Source organism: Nocardiopsis potens DSM 45234 (genome assembly GCF_000341105.1).
GTDB classification, from domain to species: domain Bacteria; phylum Actinomycetota; class Actinomycetes; order Streptosporangiales; family Streptosporangiaceae; genus Nocardiopsis_A; species Nocardiopsis_A potens.
This window is the reverse complement of record NZ_ANBB01000054.1, coordinates 55,107-72,151: the sequence shown is the minus strand read 5'-3', so window position 1 is coordinate 72,151 and position 17,045 is coordinate 55,107. Positions and strand designations below refer to the sequence as shown.

At 74.8% G+C, this 17,045-nt stretch carries 20 protein-coding genes; 16 read left to right on the top strand and 4 right to left on the bottom strand.

What is annotated here, in order from left to right; translation table 11 throughout:
• The first annotated feature begins 135 nt into the window (after nt 1–135).
• From D459_RS0122000 to D459_RS0121990, 3 genes are read left to right on the top strand one after another with little or no spacing between them, the layout of a single operon-like run.
• Nucleotides 136–537: a roadblock/LC7 domain-containing protein gene (locus D459_RS0122000; RefSeq protein ID WP_026120647.1), complete on the top strand. Its 402-nt coding sequence runs from the start codon at nt 136–138 to the stop codon at nt 535–537.
• A gap of 38 nt (nt 538–575) precedes the next feature.
• Nucleotides 576–1,070, top strand: a complete 495-nt coding sequence (locus tag D459_RS37585; protein WP_017595171.1) for a DUF742 domain-containing protein — start codon at nt 576–578, stop codon at nt 1,068–1,070.
• Between the two features lie 34 nt (nt 1,071–1,104).
• Nucleotides 1,105–1,695: a GTP-binding protein gene (locus D459_RS0121990; RefSeq protein WP_017595170.1), complete on the top strand. Its 591-nt coding sequence runs from the start codon at nt 1,105–1,107 to the stop codon at nt 1,693–1,695.
• 37 nt (nt 1,696–1,732) lie between these two features.
• On the opposite strand, the gene D459_RS0121985 is transcribed toward D459_RS0121990, so the two are convergent.
• Nucleotides 1,733–2,407, bottom strand: coding sequence for a cyclase family protein (locus D459_RS0121985; RefSeq protein ID WP_017595169.1), 675 nt, complete (start codon nt 2,405–2,407; stop codon nt 1,733–1,735).
• A 184-nt stretch (nt 2,408–2,591) separates the two neighbouring features.
• Between D459_RS0121985 and D459_RS0121980 the strand changes: the two genes are divergently transcribed.
• On the top strand, nt 2,592–4,265 hold the full coding sequence (locus tag D459_RS0121980) for a DUF885 domain-containing protein (protein WP_017595168.1): 1,674 nt from the start codon (nt 2,592–2,594) through the stop codon (nt 4,263–4,265).
• Nucleotides 4,266–4,473: 208 nt separating this feature from the next.
• On the opposite strand, the gene D459_RS0121975 is transcribed toward D459_RS0121980, so the two are convergent.
• Genes D459_RS0121975 through D459_RS32385 form a run of 3 tightly spaced genes read right to left on the bottom strand, consistent with a single transcriptional unit; the run spans nt 4,474 to nt 7,420 of the window.
• The gene (locus D459_RS0121975) at nt 4,474–5,742 is read right to left on the bottom strand and encodes a sodium/glutamate symporter (RefSeq protein ID WP_040710792.1); all 1,269 of its coding nucleotides are present in this window, start codon (nt 5,740–5,742) and stop codon (nt 4,474–4,476) included.
• Complete coding sequence (gene hutG / locus D459_RS0121970) at nt 5,739–6,674, bottom strand: formimidoylglutamase (protein ID WP_241485096.1); 936 nt, start codon at nt 6,672–6,674, stop codon at nt 5,739–5,741. The genes D459_RS0121975 and hutG overlap by 4 nt, the downstream gene beginning before the upstream one ends.
• 5 nt (nt 6,675–6,679) lie before the next feature.
• The gene (locus tag D459_RS32385; protein ID WP_017595165.1) at nt 6,680–7,420 is read right to left on the bottom strand and encodes an IclR family transcriptional regulator; all 741 of its coding nucleotides are present in this window, start codon (nt 7,418–7,420) and stop codon (nt 6,680–6,682) included.
• 210 nt (nt 7,421–7,630) lie between these two features.
• Here D459_RS32385 and D459_RS0121960 point away from each other — a divergent pair, with 210 nt between their 5' ends.
• The 12 genes from D459_RS0121960 (at nt 7,631) to ruvA (ending at nt 17,042) form a co-directional block, all read left to right on the top strand.
• Nucleotides 7,631–8,431 carry a TerC family protein gene (locus tag D459_RS0121960; protein ID WP_017595164.1) on the top strand — a complete coding sequence of 267 codons (801 nt, stop codon included), beginning with the start codon at nt 7,631–7,633 and terminating at the stop codon, nt 8,429–8,431.
• A 127-nt stretch (nt 8,432–8,558) separates the two neighbouring features.
• On the top strand, nt 8,559–9,116 hold the full coding sequence (locus D459_RS0121955; RefSeq protein WP_017595163.1) for an HIT family protein: 558 nt from the start codon (nt 8,559–8,561) through the stop codon (nt 9,114–9,116).
• Nucleotides 9,117–9,153: 37 nt separating this feature from the next.
• Nucleotides 9,154–9,549, top strand: a complete 396-nt coding sequence (locus tag D459_RS0121950) for a thiol-disulfide oxidoreductase DCC family protein (RefSeq protein WP_017595162.1) — start codon at nt 9,154–9,156, stop codon at nt 9,547–9,549.
• A gap of 51 nt (nt 9,550–9,600) precedes the next feature.
• Nucleotides 9,601–10,227 carry a phosphatidylinositol phosphate synthase gene (gene pgsA, locus D459_RS0121945; protein WP_017595161.1) on the top strand — a complete coding sequence of 209 codons (627 nt, stop codon included), beginning with the start codon at nt 9,601–9,603 and terminating at the stop codon, nt 10,225–10,227.
• Nucleotides 10,227–11,234, top strand: a complete 1,008-nt coding sequence (locus D459_RS0121940; protein ID WP_017595160.1) for a phosphatidylinositol mannoside acyltransferase — start codon at nt 10,227–10,229, stop codon at nt 11,232–11,234. Before pgsA ends, D459_RS0121940 begins: the two co-directional genes overlap by 1 nt.
• Nucleotides 11,235–11,461: 227 nt before the next feature.
• Nucleotides 11,462–12,607, top strand: a complete 1,146-nt coding sequence (locus D459_RS0121935; protein ID WP_017595159.1) for a glycosyltransferase — start codon at nt 11,462–11,464, stop codon at nt 12,605–12,607.
• 3 nt (nt 12,608–12,610) lie between these two features.
• Nucleotides 12,611–13,168 carry a LemA family protein gene (locus D459_RS0121930; protein WP_017595158.1) on the top strand — a complete coding sequence of 186 codons (558 nt, stop codon included), beginning with the start codon at nt 12,611–12,613 and terminating at the stop codon, nt 13,166–13,168.
• Between the two features lie 230 nt (nt 13,169–13,398).
• A complete protein-coding gene (pdxS, locus tag D459_RS0121925; RefSeq protein ID WP_017595157.1) occupies nt 13,399–14,325 on the top strand; it encodes a pyridoxal 5'-phosphate synthase lyase subunit PdxS in 927 nt (308 codons plus the stop codon).
• 87 nt (nt 14,326–14,412) lie between these two features.
• The gene (pdxT, locus tag D459_RS0121920) at nt 14,413–15,024 is read left to right on the top strand and encodes a pyridoxal 5'-phosphate synthase glutaminase subunit PdxT (protein WP_026120643.1); all 612 of its coding nucleotides are present in this window, start codon (nt 14,413–14,415) and stop codon (nt 15,022–15,024) included.
• Nucleotides 15,021–15,770 (top strand): YebC/PmpR family DNA-binding transcriptional regulator, encoded by a 750-nt coding sequence (locus D459_RS0121915; protein WP_017595155.1) that lies wholly within the window; start codon nt 15,021–15,023, stop codon nt 15,768–15,770. Before pdxT ends, D459_RS0121915 begins: the two co-directional genes overlap by 4 nt.
• A 100-nt stretch (nt 15,771–15,870) precedes the next feature.
• The gene (gene ruvC, locus D459_RS0121910) at nt 15,871–16,437 is read left to right on the top strand and encodes a crossover junction endodeoxyribonuclease RuvC (protein ID WP_017595154.1); all 567 of its coding nucleotides are present in this window, start codon (nt 15,871–15,873) and stop codon (nt 16,435–16,437) included.
• Complete coding sequence (gene ruvA, locus D459_RS0121905; RefSeq protein ID WP_017595153.1) at nt 16,434–17,042, top strand: Holliday junction branch migration protein RuvA; 609 nt, start codon at nt 16,434–16,436, stop codon at nt 17,040–17,042. Before ruvC ends, ruvA begins: the two co-directional genes overlap by 4 nt.
• Nucleotides 17,043–17,045 lie beyond the last annotated feature (3 nt).

Sequence of the window (17,045 nt, the reverse complement as noted above, 5' to 3'; positions counted from 1 at the left end):
AACAGGAAAGCGCGATGAAATAGCATCATCCGCACTTCTAGCGACATACAGCACCATAAAGTCACTACCGACGAAGGTCCGGCCCGCCGGACGCCCCGACCAGGGCGCGGGCCGGGATGAACAGGAGCGCAGGCGATGAATCAACCGGTGAACGAGCTGAACTGGCTGATCACTGACTTTGCCAACCGAGTGCCGGATGTCGCGCACGCGATCGTGGTCTCCTCGGACGGCCTGCCGCTCGCTTCGTCGGAGGGCTTCCCCGCGGACCGGGCCGACCAGCTCGCCGCGATCGCCTCGGGGCTGTCCAGCCTCACCCAGGGGGCGGCCCGGGTCTTCGAGGGCGGCGCCGTCGCGCAGACCGTCGTCGAGATGGAGCGCGGCCTGATGCTCATCATGGCCATCAGCGACGGGTCGTGCCTGGCGGTGCTCGCCGCGGCCGAGTGCGATCTGGGTCTGGTGGCCTACGAGATGACCCTCCTGGTCGAACGGGCAGGAAGGGCGCTCACGCCCGCAAAGCGGACATCGGACATGCACTGATCCACCACACCTGATCCATCACCGACAGGAGGAAAGTGGTGGCACCTCACAGCAGAGATGCCGGGAGCGCCTCGTGGTTCGGGCAGCGTCCGGCCGGCCCGCAGCCGGCGGCGCCCCCGCCCCCGAGCGGCGGGGAGCTCCCACGCCCCGCCCAGCAACAAGCCGACCAACCGACCCGGCCCCCGGCGAGCAACTCCCCCAGCTCGCTGGTCCGGCCGTACGCCGTGACGCGGGGGCGGACCAAGCCGAAGGCCCAGCTCCCGCTGGAGGCGCTGATCTCGGCGACCGCGACCGCACGCAACGAGATGGGGGCCCTGACCCCGGAGTGTCAGGCGATCAGCGACCTGTGCCGGGAATGGCGCTCGGTGGCCGAGATCAGTGCACTGCTGCGGATTCCGCTCGGTGTCGCCCGCGTCCTCGTGGCCGACATGTCCGAGCAGGGGCTGGTGCAGATCCGATCCTCGCTCGACACCGACAGCCGCCCCAACGCCAACCTGCTTGAAAGGGTGCTCAGTGGACTTCGCAAGCTCTAGCCCGGCCGAGGAGGGCGGTGCTGCGGCGAGCGCGATGACGTCGGTCAAGATCGTCGTCGCCGGCGGCTTCGGCGTCGGCAAGACGACGTTCGTCGGCTCGGTGTCGGAGATCGTGCCGCTGACCACCGAAGCGGTGATGACCAGCGCCAGCGTCGGTGTCGACGACCTCGCCAAGACGCCGGACAAGCAGACCACCACGGTCGCGATGGACTTCGGCCGCGTCTCCCTCGACTCGGACCTGATCCTGTACCTGTTCGGCACCCCGGGCCAGCACCGGTTCTGGTTCATGTGGGACGACCTGGTCAAGGGCGCCATCGGCGCGGTCGTGCTGGTGGACACCCGCCGGCTCGCCGACTGCTTCCCCGCCATCGACTACTTCGAAGAGGCCCGGCTGCCCTTCGTGGTGGGGATCAACGGGTTCGACGGCTACTACCCGCACGCCGCCGAGGAGGTGCGCGACGCGCTGACGCTCAGCCCGGAGATCCCGATCGTCCAGGTCGACGCGCGCGACCGGGCCTCCACCAAGGCGACCCTGATCACCCTGGTGGAGCACGCCATCACCGTCGGCGACCGCGGCGGTGCGGGCCAGCCCACCTCCACCGGAGGCCAGGGCTCCTGGCGCTGACGGCGGCCCCGCCCCCGGGAGCGGGGGCCGCCGCGCGTCAGTCCCGCCGGTCCAGCGCCACCGCGCGCACCGGCGCGCCGTCGCCGGAGGCGAGCCGGATCGGGAAGGCGCAGAACCACGGGTCGGCGAAGTCGATCCGGTCCAGCCGGCACAGGTTCTCGATGATCGTCCCGCCGGCGCCGAGCACCGCGTGGTGCGCGGACCAGTCGTCGGCCTCGACGCCCCCGTAGGGCGTCTGGTCCGGGCTGAGCGTGTCCACGCCCAGCGTGCGCACCCCGCGCTCCACCAGGGCGCGGGCGGTCTCCGCGGCCAGGTAGGGGTGGTCGTGGTAGCGCTCGGTGCCGTAGTACCGGTCCCAGCCGGTGCGCACCAGCACCGCGGCGCCGGGGACCAGCAGGTCGGCCCAGGGCTCCAGGGCCTCGGGGCCGATCGCGGTGCGCGGTCCCAGCCCGGTCGCGTCCACCACCACCGCCGGGCCGGTGAACAGCTCCAGCGGCAGCTCGTCCAGGCGCGGGCCGTCCGCCAGGAAGTGGTACGGGGCGTCGGCGTGCGTCCCGGTGTGCGACCCCATCCGGACCCGCACCGAGTTGTAGCCGTCCGCGGCCAGACCGCACGCCGGCGAGATCTCCGGCGGCTCGTCCCCCGGGTAGACCTGGGTCTGCGGCCCGATCGGGTGGCTCAGGTCCACGATTCGCCCCACGGCCATCCGCATCCTCCCCCTCCTCCGATGATCTTGGTGTTGCGGGGGTGTCAAAGCGCTCTGATACCCCCGCAATGTCAAGATCATCGCGCACCGGAGGGGATGCGCCGCCGCCCGGCAGGGGGCACCATGGCAGACGATGACTTCTGATCCCGAACCCGGCCCCGGGCGCCCGGCCGAGCCCGGCGCCAACGCGATGACCGACCGCTTCCGCCGGGTCGGCGAGCGCATCCTCGACGCCCTGCTGGAGGACGACCCGGAGTGGGCGTCGCAGCTGGGCGACGCCCGCTTCGCCGACCGGCTCACCGACCGCTCCGAAGAGGCCGACGCCGCCCGCGCCGGACTGCTCGCCGACGCACTGGGCGCCCTCGACGAGATCGACGACACCCTGCTGCCGCCGGACGACCGGGTCGACCTGGAGACGCTGCGCCTGCGGGTCAGCGCCGACCTGTGGCGCGACACCGAGCTGCGCCCGCACACCTGGGACCCGCTGGCCTCGCTCCCCGGCGAGGCCTTCGACCTGCTCATCGAGCGGGACGGCACGCCGCCCGCCGACCGGCTCACCGCGCTGGCCGGGCGCTGCGCCGAACTCCCCGGCCGGCTGGAGACCGCGCGGGCCCGGCTCGGCTCCGGCCCGGGCATGCCCCGGGTGCACGCGGAGACCGCCGCCGCCCGCGCCCGCGGGCTGGCCGGGATGCTGGCCCGGCTGGAGGAGGCGCCCGGCGCCCCGCTGGAGCGCGAGCCGGCGCTGCGCGGCCGGGTCGAGGCGGCGCGCGACGAGGCCGCCGCCGCGCTGCTCGGGCACGCGGTGTGGCTGTCGGACCGGGCCGAGGCGGCCGACGCCGACCCGAGGCTGGGCGAGCGCGGCTACGCCGCCCGCCTCTGGTACGAGCTGGACTGCGAGATCACCCCGGACACCCTGCTGGTCCGCGCGGAGAGCGACCTGATCGCGCTGGAGGAGCGGATCGCCGAGCTGGCCGCCGAGCACGAGGGCCGGCCCCGGCGGCCCGGCCAGGCCCGCGAGGTGCTGGACCGGATCGCGGCGGAGCGCGCCACCGGCCCCGGCACCGGCCGCGACGTGCGCGCCGTCTGCGAGGAGGCGCTGGAGCACCTGCGCGCCCGGGTCCCCGAGGCCGGCATCGCCACCGTCCCGGAGCTGCCGGTGCGGGTGGCGCCGATGCCCGAGTCGCGGCGCGGCGCCGCGGCCGGCTACTGCGACCCGCCCGGCCCGCTGGCCCCGCGCACCGGCGAGGCGACCGTGGTCGCGGTCGCGCCGCCGCCGGACGACTGGCCGGAGGAGCGCAGGCGCTCCTTCCACCGGGAGTACAGCGTCCCGATGCTGCGCGAGTTCATGGCGCACGAGGCGCTGCCCGGCCACGCCCTGCAGCTGGCGCACGCCGCCGGCCGCACCGGCGGCGGCACCCGGATCCGCCTGGCGCTGCGCAGCGGCCCGTTCGTGGAGGGCTGGGCGCTGCACGCCGAGACCCTGCTCGCCGAGGAGGGCTGGGGCCTGCCGGAGCGCGAGGAGCGGGAGGTCCGGCTGATGAACCTGAAGATGCGGCTGCGCGCCGCGGTCAACGCGGTGCTGGACGTCCGGGTGCACGCGCACGGCATGACCGAGGGGGAGGCGATGCGGCTGCTGGTGGAGCGCGGCCACTGCGAGGAGGCCGAGGCGGCCGGCAAGTGGCGCCGAGCGCTGCTCACCAGCGGACAGCTCGCCACCTACCAGGTGGGCCACGCCGAGGTCGCCGCGCTCGCCGCCGACCTGGCCGCCGCCCGCCCCGGCACGCCGCGGGTCCGGCTGGGCGACGCCCTGCTCTCCCACGGCTGCCCGGCCCCGCGCCACCTGCGCACCCTGCTGGGGCTGTAGCCCGGGGCCGCACCGCCGCCCGCCTGCTCCGGGGCCCGGCCCGCCCCGAGGAGGGGGCGGAGGCCCGGGGAAGAACCGGGCCCCCGCACTCCGCGCCGCGGAGTGCGGGGGCCGCAGGGGCGTTCCGGTGCCGCAGGCCTCCGGGGCGCCGCGCCGCTCCGGGAGCGGCCGCGGGCCGGCCCGCGGCGGAGCGGGGGCGGGGTCCCCGCTAGGCGACCGCGTTCATGCACCATACGATCCACGGCAGCCCGACCAGGTCGATCAGGACCGCGCCGGCCAGCGGGACGACCAGGAAGGCCTTCTCCGAGCGCACCCCGAACCGCTGGTTGAAGGCGTTCATGTTGGCCATGGCGTTGGGCGTGCCGCCCAGGCCGTGGCCGATCATGCCGGCCGCCATGGTCGCGGCGTCGTAGCCCCGGCCCAGCAGCCGGAAGACCACGAACACCACGAACACCACGATCACCAGGACCTGCACCGCGAGGATGGCGATCAGCGGCAGCGCCAGCGCGTACAGCTCCCAGATCTTCAGGCTCATCATCGCCATGGTCAGGAAGAAGCCCAGGGTCAGCGAGGAGACCACCTCGATCGCGCCGGTGTCCAGCCGGACCAGGCGGAACCGGTCGTTGAGGTTGCGCACCACCACCGCGACGGCCATCGCGCCGACGTAGTCCGGCAGCACGAACCCGGTCGCGGCGCTGAACCACTTGCCCAGCGCGATCCCGGCGACCATGATCACGCCGATCAGCGCGGCGGTGGGCAGCAGCTGGGCGTACCCGGCGGCCTCGGCGGGGGAGCGGCCCTTCTCCGCGCCGGCGGAGCCCTCCGCACCGGCGGAGCCGCCCGCGGAGGGGCTCCCGCCGTCCGCGCCGACCGGGACCGGGGCGGAGGCCGCGGCGGGGACCGCCACCCGGTACCGCTTGACCAGCCAGCCGGCCAGCGGGCCGCCCAGCAGGCTCCCCGCGACCAGGCCGAAGGTGGCCGAGGCGACGGCGACCGCGGTCGCGCCGGCGGCGCCCATCCCCTCGGCGGTGGGCCCGAACGCGGCGGCGGCGCCGTGCCCGCCCTCCAGGCTCACCGCGCCGGCCATGACGCCCAGCAGCGGGTCCACCCCGAGCAGCTCGGCCATGCCGATCCCCACCGCGTTCTGCGCGACCGCCAGCGTCCAGCAGGCCAGCAGGTAGACGACGAGCAGCCGGCCGCCCTTGCGGAGCAGCGACAGGCTCCCGGACAGGCCCACCGTGGTGAAGAACGCGATCATCGCGGGCGCCTGCAGCGAGGTGTCGAACTCCACCGTCGCGGTACCGGTCTCGCGCAGCGCCAGCAGGATCAGGGCGAAGGCGAAGCCGCCGATCACCGGGCCGGGGATGCTGAACCGCTCCAGGAAGCCGATCCGGCGCCGGGCGGCCTCGCCGAGCAGCAGCAGGACCCCGGCCAGGGCCGAGCTCTGCACCAGGTCCAGGCTGAGTTCGAGGTTCATGCCGGGCACCGCCCGGTGACCGCGCGGTCGATCATCCGGGCCGCGACGCGGGCGGTGCGGCCGTCGGCGTCCAGGGACGGGTTGAGCTCGGCCACGTCGAACAGGGCGAGCCGGCCGGAGGCGGCGACGGTCTCGACGACCGCCTGGACCACCTCGGGGGCCACGCCGAGGGCGGCCGGGGCGCTCACCCCCGGGGCCACCCAGGCGGGCAGCACGTCCAGGTCCAGGGTGAGGTAGACGTCGTCCACCGACGCGGTGAAGGCGCGGACGAAGTCCAGCACCTTCTCCAGCGCGAGCGGGGAGCACTCGTCGTCGGTCAGGTACTCCGCGCCCAGCTCCGCGGCGCGGTCGAAGAGCGCGCCGGTGTTGGCGGTCCGGGAGATCCCCACCGCCGCGTAGCGGAAGTCCCGGCCCCGGGCCCGCTCGTCCCGGGCGATCTGCAGGAACCCGGTGCCGGAGGTGGGCACCGGCTCCTCGCGCAGGTCGAAGTGGGCGTCCAGGTTGAGCACGCCCAGGGTGCGCTCCCGGTCCGGGCCCAGGCCGGAGTCGAGCCCGAGGTAGCTGGCGTAGGCGACCTCGTGGCCGCCGCCGAGCACGACGGGGAAGTGGCCGCCGGCCATCGCGCCGGCGACGGCCTCGCCCAGCGCCCGCTGCCCGGCCTCCAGGTCGCCGTCGTCGACGCGCACGTCGCCGCCGTCGTAGAGCGGGGCGGGGGAGTGCAGGGCCAGCGGGGCCAGGGCGCGGCGCAGCGCGCCCGGGCCCTCGGCGGCGCCGGTGCGCCCCTTGTTCCGCCGGACGCCCTCGTCGCTGGCGAAGCCGATGAGCGCGGTGCCGGGCTCCGCGGCGCCGGCCAGCGGCCGCACCGCGCCGTGCCAGCGCAGGTGCTCGGGGCCGGGGCCGTCGTCGCGGCCGGTCCACTGGGGGGGATCCACCCTGATCAAATCGTTCCTCCACTGAGGTCGCGGGCCGCCTCCCTGACGAGGCGGACGTAGTGCGGGCGGCGCTGCGCGGTGTGCGCGGCGGGGGCCATCAGCGTGACGGTGCCGACCAGGGCGCCCCCGGCGTCCAGGACCGGCGAGCTGGCGCCCCACACGCCCTGGTCCAGGGCGCTCTCGCTGACCGCCACGGCCTGCCGGCGCACCTCGGCGTGCTCGGCCTCCAGCTCGCGGACCCGGCCCGGGGGCAGCCCGTAGGCGGAGTAGACCGCCTCGCGCCGTGCCTCGGGCAGGTGCGCCAGGAGCGCCTGGGCGGTGGCGCCGCGCAGCAGGGGCTGGGTGGCGCCGCGGGTGTAGCAGCAGCGCAGCACCCTGGACCCCTCGACGGAGTCCACGCACAGGGCCTCGGTGCCGACCGGGACCATGAAGGCGGCGAGCTCGCCGGACTCCCGGGAGAGCCGGGCCAGCCGCGGGCCGATGGCGGTGCGCTCCAGCGCGCCGGTGCGGTACCGCTCGGCGAACTGGACCGCGACCGGCCCGGCGGCGTAGCCGTCCGGTCGGCGCCGGACGAAACCGGAGGCGGTGAGCCGGTCCAGCAGCCGGTAGACGGTGCTCTGCGGTATCCCGGCTGCCTCGCTGATCCGCGCGGCGGTCAGCGACTCCTCGCGGGCGAAGAGCAGCAGGACGCGGAGCAGCCGGTCGGTGGTGCGCCCGTCGTTCCCGCCGCGTGCGGTCGCGGCCATGGCCCCTCCCCTCCCGGTCCGCTCGGCCCCGGACGCCCGGGGCCGGGTCACTCTACGAACCGGACGACCTGCAAGAAAAGGGTGAATTCTCGCCTGGTGGGAATGGTAGCCGCGCAGGTCGGGCGGGTCGGATTTATCCGCTGCTTATCCGCGGGCCACTAGCCTCTCCGCGCCCCGTGCCCGTAATCCATGACCGGAGCTGTCCCCCTAATGGCAACCGACCTCATCATCGGCTTCCTCACCCTGACCGTGCTGGAGATCGTCCTCGGGATCGACAACCTGGTCTTCATCTCGATCCTCGCCGACAAGCTCCCCGCCCACCAGCGGGACAAGGCCCGGCGGATGGGCATCGGGCTGGCGCTGATCAGCCGGCTGGCGCTGCTCGCCTCGATCACCTGGATCATGAAGCTGACCACGCCGCTGTTCACCCTCTTCGGGCACGACTTCTCCGGCCAGTCGCTGATCCTGCTCATCGGCGGCCTCTTCCTGATCGGCAAGGCCACCTTCGAGATCCACGAGAGCCTGGAGGGCGAGGAGGGCCACGCCGGATCCAAGGTCCGGGCCGCCTTCGGCGCCGTGCTGCTCCAGATCGTCGCCCTCGACCTGGTCTTCTCCCTGGACTCGGTGATCACCGCGGTCGGCATGATCGGCGACAAGCCCGGCGGCATCTGGGTGATGGTCGCCGCGGTGGTGATCGCCGTGGTGGTGATGCTGGTCGCCTCCGGTCCGCTGGCCCGGTTCGTGCAGACCCACCCCACCGTCAAGATGCTCGCCCTGGCGTTCCTGCTGCTGATCGGCACCACCCTGGTCGCCGACGGCCTCGGCTTCCACGTGCCCAAGGGCTACATCTACACCGCCATGGGCTTCTCGCTCCTGGTGGAGGTGCTCAACCTCCTCGCCAAGCGGAAGAAGTCCGCCCCGGTCAAGCTCTCCAACCGGTACGCCGAGACGGAGCAGGCCGGTGCGGAGGAGCCCGGCGCGGCCGCCGCGGAGGGCACCGGCAAGGACTGACCGGGGCCGACCCCGCCGGGTCCCCGTGCTCCGCGGGAGCACGGGGACTCCTATGCTTGGGGCACGGAATCCGTACAGGGAAAGGCGCCCGGTCCGGGCGCCCGACCGGACTGGAAACGAGCGTGCGATGAGCGGTGCAGAGCAGCAGGGCGCCCCGGCCGGGGCCGGGACCGACCCCGACGGGGTCCAGCGGCTGTGGACCCCGCACCGGATGGCCTACATCAAGGGCGAGGACAGGCCCACCGGCCCCGCCGCCGACGACGGCTGCCCGTTCTGCCGCGCCCCCGGCCTGCCCGACGAGGAGGGCCTGGTCGTCCACCGCGGCGAACTCGCCTACGCGGTGCTCAACCGCTACCCCTACAACAGCGGCCACCTGCTGATCTGCCCCTACCGCCACGTGTCCGGCTACACCGACCTCGACGAGGACGAGACCGCGGAGGTCGCCCGGCTCACCCGGCAGGGCATCGAGGCGATGCGCGCCGCCTACCGGCCGCAGGGCTACAACGTCGGCATGAACCTGGGCTCGGCCGCCGGCGCGGGCATCGCCGCCCACCTGCACCAGCACATCGTCCCCCGGTGGAGCGGGGACACCAACTACATGCCGGTGATCGGGCAGACCAAGGTGCTCCCGGAGATGCTGGAGCAGAGCCGCGCCGCGCTCACCGCGCACTGGCCGGAGCCCTGACGCCCGGACACCGAGGCACTACGGAGGCTGCACCACGATGACCGAGACCCACCCGGCCCCGCGCGGCCCGGTCCTCGTCTACGACGGCGACTGCGGCTTCTGCACCTCCAGCGCCCGGCTGGCCGAGCGGCGGCTGGCCACCGGGGTGCGGGCGGTGCCCTGGCAGCGGGCCGGCCTGCCCGCGGCCGCCGAGCGCCGGGCGCAGCGGGAGGTCCTGCTGCTCCACCCCGACGGCCGCAGGGTCTGGGGCGGCTCCGACGCGGTGGCGGTCCTGCTGCTCACCGGCCCGCACCGTGCGCTGCGCCCGCTGGGCCTGCTGCTCCGCGCGCCCGTGCTGCGCGGTGCCGGCGCCGCCGCCTACCGCTGGGTGGCGCGCAACCGGCACCGGATGCCGGGCGGGACGCCGGCCTGCTCGGTGGGGTCCGCGCCCTGAGGCGGGGCGGCTCGCCGCCGGGTTCCCTACGCCCTACGATCTTGAGAAGCCATGCTGAGAATCCTGCGCCCCGCGATCTCCCGGATGACGCGGCCCATCGGCCGAGGACTGACCCGGATCGGTGTCACCGCGAACATGGTGACGCTGGTCGGGACCCTCGGGGTGGTCGCCTCGTCCTTCTACTTCCTGCCCCGCGGCGAGCTCTTCCCGGGAGCGGTCGCGATCACCGTCTTCGTGCTGTTCGACATGCTCGACGGGGCGGTGGCCCGCGCCGCCGGCTTCGAGAGCAAATGGGGGGCCTTCCTCGACTCCACCCTCGACCGGGTCGCCGACGCCGCCGTACTGGGCGGCCTGGTCATCTGGTTCTACAGCGGCGCCGATGAGCCGCTGCTCGGCGGACTCGCGCTGTTCTGCCTGGTCGCCGGGTTCGGCGTGTCCTACATCAAGGCCCGCGCCGAAGGGCTCGGGGTCAACTGCGACGTGGGCCTGGCCGAGCGCACCGAGCGGCTCATCGTCATCCTGGTCTCCACCGGCCTGGCCGGCCTGGACGTGCCCTACGCCCAGGCCGCCGGGCTGTGGCTGCTGGCCGTGCTGAGCGCGGTCACCATCGTCCAGCGGATGCTGGAGACCCGTGCCCGGCTCACCGAGCCGGGCTCCCGGTCGAGGGAGTACAGCTGATGGGGGACAGGACCGCGGCCGCGGCCTACGCCGCAGGGTGGCGGCTGGTGCGCGAGCTCCCGGAGAAGCCGGGGCGGGCCGCGTTCCGGTCGATGGCGGACACCGCCTGGCGCCGCCGGGGCCCCGGCGTGCTCCGCCTGGAGGCCAACCTGCGCCGGGTCGCCGGACCCGGTGTCACCGCCCCCCAGCTGCGCGCGCTCTCCCGCGCGGGGATGCGCTCCTACCTGCGCTACTACTACGAGATGTTCCGGCTGCCCGCGATCGACGCGGCGACCCTGGACGCGCGCACCCGCGCCACCGGGGTGGAGGCCCTCGAAGCGCACGTCCGCTCCGGGCGGGGCGTGGTCGCGGCCCTGCCGCACATGGGCAACTGGGACCACGCCGGGGCCTGGATCACGCTGCGCGGGGTCCCGCTGACCACCGTCGCCGAGCGGCTCCGCCCGCCCGAGGTGTTCGACCGCTTCGTCGACTTCCGCACCGGGCTGGGCATGGAGGTGCTGCCGCTCACCCCGGCCGAGGACGCGGCGGGCGCCGCGGGCGCCTCCGGGGCCGGCATCGCGGGCCGGCTCGCCCGCCGGCTGCGCGAGGGCCGCCTGGTCTGCCTGCTGGCCGACCGGGACCTCACCGCGGGCGGCGTGGACGTGGAGTTCTTCGGCGAGGCCGCGCGGATGCCGGCCGGCCCCGCCGCGCTGGCCGAGCGGACCGGCGCCGCGCTGATGCCGGTCTCGCTCTGGTACGACGGCCCGCTGCTCCGCATCGAGGTGCACGACGAGATCCCGGTCCCCGACCTGGCCGACCGGCGGGACCGGGTGCGGGCGATGACCCAGGGCCTGGCCGGCGTCTTCCAGGACCGGATCGCCGAGCACCCGGAGGACTGGCACATGCTGCAGCGGGTGTTCACCGCCGACCTCGCCGCCCCGCCGCCCGGCGCGTACGCCCCGGAGGCGGCGCCGCCGGCCGATAGCGTGGACGCCGCTGCGGGCGGTGGTGTCGGCCAGGGGCGGTGATCCGCATGCGGATGCGCAGGGCTGTGGCCCGGGGGGCTCCGTTCGACGAGGGTGGCGGGCGACGGGAAGAGGGGGCTGTGGCCCGGAGGGCCCCGTTTGAGGGTGGTGGCGGGCGACGGGAAGAGGGGGCTGTGGCCCGGAGGGCCCCGTTTGAGGGTGGTGGCGGGCGACGGGAAGAGGGGGCTGTGGCCCGGAGGGCCCCGTTTGAGGGTGGTGGCGGGCGACGGGTGGGCATTGTCTGCCCCTACACCTGGGACGTCCCCGGAGGCGTCCAGCAGCACGTCGGCGACCTCGCCGAAGCCCTCCTCTCCCTGGGGCACCAGGTCTCCGTCCTGGCGCCGTGCGACACCGGCGCGGAGGGGCTGCCGGACTTCCTGGTGCCCGCCGGCCGCGCGGTCCCGGTGCCCTACAACGGGTCGGTGGCCCGGCTCTCCTTCGGGGTGCGCGCCGCCGCGAGGGTCCGCCGCTGGGTCCGCGACGGCGCCTTCGACGTACTGCACGTGCACGAGCCGGCCGCGCCCAGCCTGTCCCTGCTGGCCTGCTGGGTGGCGGAGGGGCCGATCGTGGCGACCTTCCACACCTCCAACCCGCGGTCCAGGGCGATGGCCGCCTCCGCGGCCGCGCTGCGCACCGCGCTGGAGAAGATCAGCGGCCGGATCGCGGTCTCCGAGGCGGCCCGCCGGACCCTGGTGGAGCACCTCGGCGGCGACGCGGTGCTCATCCCCAACGGGGTGGCGGTGCACCGCTACGCCGGCGCCGAGCCGCTGCCCGGCTGGCCGGGGGAGGGCGGCGCCATCGGCTTCCTCGGCCGCCTGGACGAGCCCCGCAAGGGGCTGGCCGTGCTGATGGACGCGTTCGCGCGGCTCGCCCCGGACCGCCCCGGCCTGCGGCTGCTGCTCGCCGGGCCGGGCGACGCCGAGGCGGCCGCCGTCCGGCTGCCCGCGGAGCTGCGCCCCCGGGTGGTCTCGCTGGGCCGGGTCTCCGAGCAGGACAAGGCGCGCGCCTACCGGTCGGTGGACGTGTTCTGCGCGCCCAACCTCGGCGGGGAGAGCTTCGGCATCGTGCTCACCGAGGCGATGTCGGCCGGGGCGCCGGTGCTGGCCAGCGACATCCCGGCGTTCCGCAGCGTGCTCGCCGAGGGCGCGGCCGGCGAGCTGTTCCCGGTCGGCAGGGCCGATGCGCTGGCCGAGCGGGCCGCGGCCCTGCTGGACGACCCGGGGCGGCGGTCCGGGCTGTCCGCGGCGGCCGGCCGCGCGGTGCGCGCCTACGACTGGTCCACCGTCGCCGAGGACGTGGCCCGGGTCTATGAGACGGTGCTGCCGCCGGGGGCGGCGGCCGGGCCGGTCACGGTCGGCGGCGAGGGGGCGCACTAGGCCATGGCGGAATGGGTCTCCGCGGCCAGCACGCTGCTGGCGGTGCTGGTCATGGTCTCCTTCTACGTGTCCTGGCGGGCGGGCCGGCTGGACCGGCTGCACACCCGGGTGGAGACCGCGCACGCCGCGCTGCAGGCCGCGCTGAACCGGCGCTCGGCGGTGGTGGTCGAGCTGGCCGCGGTCGGAGGCCTGGAGCCGGCCTCCGCGGTGCTGCTCGCCGAGGCGGCCGGCACCGCGCACCGGGCCTGGGCCGACGGCGCGGCCGGCCCCGGGGGTGCGTCCGCGCGGATCCGGGCCGAGCGGGAGCTGGCCGAGAGCGACCTGTCCCGGGCGCTGCGCGCGGTGGTCGAGCGGACCGACCTGGAGCCGGGGGTGCGCGGGGAGGTGGACGCGGCGGCCAAGCGGGTGCTGCTGGCCCGCCGGTTCTACAACGACGCGGTCGCCCAGACCCGCCAGGCCCGCTCCGGTCGCCTGGTCCGGCTGTTCCGCCTGGCCGGCCGGGCCGAACTGCCCGAGTTCTTCGAGATGGACGACGAGCCCCCGGCGCTCCCCCCGGGCTGAGCCGGCCCGGCCCCGGGCCGGGCCGCCCCCGCTCCGGGGCCGGAGTGACGTGCCTGACAGAGTGGCACAACAGCGCCGCAGATCGTGCCGATATGTCCTGAAGCGCGCTTCTTGCCGTGAACTAGCATGGTGACCGGGACCGAGGCGGACGGCGCGTCGCGTCGCCGCCGAGCGTCCGCCAGCACACGCATCCTCCGCGCACGGCGCCGACACCGCCTGCGCTTTCGAACATGGAGTCCGCCACCGTGGCCAACACCGCTGAGAACACCGCCGAGAAGACGGTCGGCACCACCCGCGTGAAGCGCGGGATGGCAGAGCAGCTCAAGAACGGCGTGATCATGGACGTGGTCACCCCGGAGCAGGCCAGGATCGCCGAGGACGCCGGCGCCGTCGCGGTCATGGCCCTGGAGCGGGTGCCCGCCGACATCCGCAAGGACGGCGGGGTCGCGCGCATGTCCGACCCCGACATGATCGACGGCATCATCGAGGCCGTCTCCATCCCCGTCATGGCCAAGGCCCGGATCGGCCACTTCGTCGAGGCCCAGGTCCTGCAGTCGCTCGGGGTCGACTTCATCGACGAGTCGGAGGTCCTCACCCCGGCAGACGAGGCCCACCACATCGACAAGTGGGCGTTCACCGTCCCGTTCGTCTGCGGCGCCACCAACATCGGCGAGGCGCTGCGCCGCATCGCCGAGGGCGCGGCGATGATCCGCTCCAAGGGCGAGGCCGGCACCGGCAACGTCGTCGAGGCCACCCGGCACATGCGCTCGATCCGCTCCGAGATCAAGCGGCTGGGCACCCTGGACGAGGCCGAGCTGTTCGGCGCCGCCAAGGAGATGCGCGCGCCCTACGAGGTCGTCAAGGAGGTCGCCGAGCTGGGCAAGCTCCCGGTGCCGCTGTTCTCCGCCGGCGGCGTGGCCACCCCGGCCGACGCGGCCCTGATGCGCCAGCTCGGCGCGGAGAGCGTCTTCGTCGGCTCGGGCATCTTCAAGTCCGGCGACCCGGCCAAGCGCGCCGACGCGATCGTCCAGGCCACCCTGCACTACCAGGACCCGGGCGTGATCGCCAAGGTCTCCCGCGGCCTGGGCGAGGCGATGGTCGGCATCAACCTGGACGAGCTGGACGAGTCCCAGCGCTACGCCGGGCGCGGCTGGTAGCCCCGCCCGCCGTTCCCCGCCGACCGCGGCCGGCGCCGGCCGCGGTCGGCCCGTTCCCTGAGCAGCCGATAGCAGTGAGGTCGCCGCTTGTCCGCACAACCCGTCATCGGAGTGCTCGCCCTGCAGGGCGACACCGAGGAGCACCTGCGCGCCCTGCGCGGGATCGGAGCCACCGCGGTGCCCGTCACCGCCCCCGGCGAACTCGACCAGCTCCAGGGCCTGGTCCTGCCCGGCGGTGAGTCGACCACCATGTCCAAGCTGGCGGTCCGGTACGGTCTGCTGGACCCGCTGCGCAAGCGCGTCCGGGCCGGCCTCCCGGTCTACGGCACCTGCGCGGGCATGATCCTGCTCGCCGACCGTATCCTGGACGGCACCGCCGACCAGTGCACCGTCGGCGGCATCGACATGACGGTGCGGCGCAACGCCTTCGGCCGGCAGACCGAGTCCTTCGAGGGATCGGTCGGCATCGACGGGGTGGACGGCGGCCCGGTGGACGCGGTGTTCATCCGGGCGCCCTGGGTGGAGTCGGTGGGCCCCGGTGTCAGCGTGCTCGGACGGCTCCCCGCGGACGACGGGGCTGCCGGTAGGATCGTCGCGGTACGACAGGGGAGCCTGCTGGCCACCTCATTCCATCCCGAACTCACCGGGGACGCGCGTATCCACGGACTCTTCGTCGACATCGTGAAAGGAACGGCATGAGCGGCCACTCCAAGTGGGCCACCACCAAGCACAAGAAAGCCGCCATCGACGCCAAGCGAGGCAAGCTCTTCGCCAAGCTGATCAAGAACGTCGAGGTGGCCGCGCGCACCGGAGGTGGCGACCCGGACGGCAACCCGACCCTCTACGACGCCATCCAGAAGGCCCGGAAGAACTCGGTCCCGCTGGACAACATCGAGCGCGCCCGCAAGCGCGGCTCCGGTGAAGAGGCCGGCGGCGCCGACTGGCAGACCATCATGTACGAGGGCTACGCCCCCGGCGGCGTCGCGCTCCTGGTCGAGTGCCTGACCGACAACCGCAACCGCGCCGCCTCCGAGGTGCGCGTCGCGGTCACCCGCAACGGCGGCAACATGGCCGACGCCGGCTCGGTGTCCTACATGTTCAACCGGAAGGGCGTGGTGGTCGTCTCCAAGGAGGGCGCCACCGAGGACGACGTCACCATGGCCGCCCTGGAGGCCGGCGCGGAGGACGTCAACGACCTCGGCGAGTCCTGGGAGGTGGTCAGCGAGGCCTCCGACCTGGTCGCGGTCCGCACCGCGCTGCAGGAGGCCGGCATCGACTACGAGTCCGCCGAGACCTCCTTCCTGCCCAGCATGGAGGTCCCGCTGGGCGAGGAGGACGCCAAGAAGGTGCTGCGCGTGGTCGACGCGCTGGAGGACTCCGACGACGTGCAGAACGTCTTCACCAACGCCGACATCCCCGACGAGGTGATGGAGAAGATCGGCTGAGGTCCGCAGTACGGCACGGCCCTGCCACCGGCGCGGTGGCGGGGCCGCCGTCGTATAGGCTCGGTAGCCTGCGAACGGGCGTTCGAGGAGGGGGCACGAGGTGCGGGTGCTGGGGATCGACCCCGGGCTGACCCGGTGCGGGGTCGGAGTCGTCGAGGGGACCGTCGGGCGGCAGCTCGCCCTGCTCGGCGCCGACGCGATCCGCACCGACCACGGGACCGACCTCCCGCTGCGGCTGCTCGGCATCGAGCGCGGCATCGAGGAGTGGCTGGACGCCTACGAGCCCGACGCCGTCGCGGTGGAGCGGGTCTTCGCCCAGCACAACCTGAGCACCGTGATGGGCACCGCGCAGGCCAGCGGGATCGCCATGGTGTGCGCGGCGCGCCGCGGCCTGCCGGTGGCGCTGCACACCCCCAGCGAGGCCAAGGCCGCCATCACCGGCAGCGGCCGCGCCGACAAGGCGCAGATGGGCGCCATGGTGGCGCGCATCCTCCGGCTGGAGGGCCCGCCGAAGCCGGCCGACGCCGCGGACGCCGTCGCACTGGCCATCTGCCACATCTGGCGCGGCGGGGCCCAGGACCGGGTCGCCCGCGCCACCCAGGAATTCGCCCGCAAGGTCGAGCTGGCCCGCGCCTCGCGCGGGCAGGGGAGGGGTCCGCGCCCGTGATCGCGTTCCTGACCGGCCGGGTGGCCGGCCGCGGCGGCGGCACCGCCGTCATCGATGTCGGCGGGGTGGGCATGACGGTGCAGTGCACCCCGGCCACCCTGGGCCGGCTCCGGGTGGGGGAGACCGCCACCGTCGCCACCTCGCTGGTGGTCCGGGAGGACTCGCTCACCCTCTACGGCTTCGCCGACGCCGACGAGCGGGACGTCTTCGAGCGGCTGCAGACCGCCTCCGGCGTCGGCCCCCGGCTGGCCCTGGCGATGCTGGCCGTGCACACCCCCGAGGCGCTGCGCAAGGCCGTGGCGGCCGAGGACACCGCCGCGCTCACCGCCGTCCCGGGCATCGGCCGCAAGGGCGCCCAGCGCATCGTGCTGGAGCTGCGGGACAAGCTCGGCGACCCGTCCGGCGCGGTGCAGGACGGCCCGGCCGGCGCCGCGCCGCAGGCGCCCGCGCACTGGCGCCCGCAGGTGGTGGCCGGCCTGACCGGCCTGGGCTGGTCGGCCCGGGACGCCGAGGCCGCCGCGGACGCGGTGGCCCCGGAGGCGGGCGAGGCCCCCGACGTCGCGGTGCTGCTGCGCGCCGCGCTGCGCAAGCTGAGCAGGGCCTGAACC

What these genes read in the sequence shown, in the direction of transcription:
- D459_RS0121975 (WP_040710792.1), bottom strand. Translation starts at nt 5,742, where the DNA reads ATGAACCTCGAACTCAGCCTGGACCTGGTGCAGAGCTCGGCCCTGGCC.
- D459_RS0121955 (WP_017595163.1), top strand. Translation starts at nt 8,559, where the DNA reads ATGAGCGGTGCAGAGCAGCAGGGCGCCCCGGCCGGGGCCGGGACCGAC.
- D459_RS0121940 (WP_017595160.1), top strand. Translation starts at nt 10,227, where the DNA reads ATGGGGGACAGGACCGCGGCCGCGGCCTACGCCGCAGGGTGGCGGCTG.
- pgsA (WP_017595161.1), top strand. Translation starts at nt 9,601, where the DNA reads ATGCTGAGAATCCTGCGCCCCGCGATCTCCCGGATGACGCGGCCCATC.
- D459_RS0122000 (WP_026120647.1), top strand. Translation starts at nt 136, where the DNA reads ATGAATCAACCGGTGAACGAGCTGAACTGGCTGATCACTGACTTTGCC.
- pdxS (WP_017595157.1), top strand. Translation starts at nt 13,399, where the DNA reads ATGGAGTCCGCCACCGTGGCCAACACCGCTGAGAACACCGCCGAGAAG.
- D459_RS0121915 (WP_017595155.1), top strand. Translation starts at nt 15,021, where the DNA reads ATGAGCGGCCACTCCAAGTGGGCCACCACCAAGCACAAGAAAGCCGCC.
- D459_RS0121930 (WP_017595158.1), top strand. Translation starts at nt 12,611, where the DNA reads ATGGCGGAATGGGTCTCCGCGGCCAGCACGCTGCTGGCGGTGCTGGTC.
- D459_RS0121950 (WP_017595162.1), top strand. Translation starts at nt 9,154, where the DNA reads ATGACCGAGACCCACCCGGCCCCGCGCGGCCCGGTCCTCGTCTACGAC.
- D459_RS0121960 (WP_017595164.1), top strand. Translation starts at nt 7,631, where the DNA reads ATGGCAACCGACCTCATCATCGGCTTCCTCACCCTGACCGTGCTGGAG.
- D459_RS0121980 (WP_017595168.1), top strand. Translation starts at nt 2,592, where the DNA reads ATGACCGACCGCTTCCGCCGGGTCGGCGAGCGCATCCTCGACGCCCTG.
- D459_RS0121990 (WP_017595170.1), top strand. Translation starts at nt 1,105, where the DNA reads ATGACGTCGGTCAAGATCGTCGTCGCCGGCGGCTTCGGCGTCGGCAAG.
- D459_RS32385 (WP_017595165.1), bottom strand. Translation starts at nt 7,420, where the DNA reads ATGGCCGCGACCGCACGCGGCGGGAACGACGGGCGCACCACCGACCGG.
- D459_RS0121985 (WP_017595169.1), bottom strand. Translation starts at nt 2,407, where the DNA reads ATGCGGATGGCCGTGGGGCGAATCGTGGACCTGAGCCACCCGATCGGG.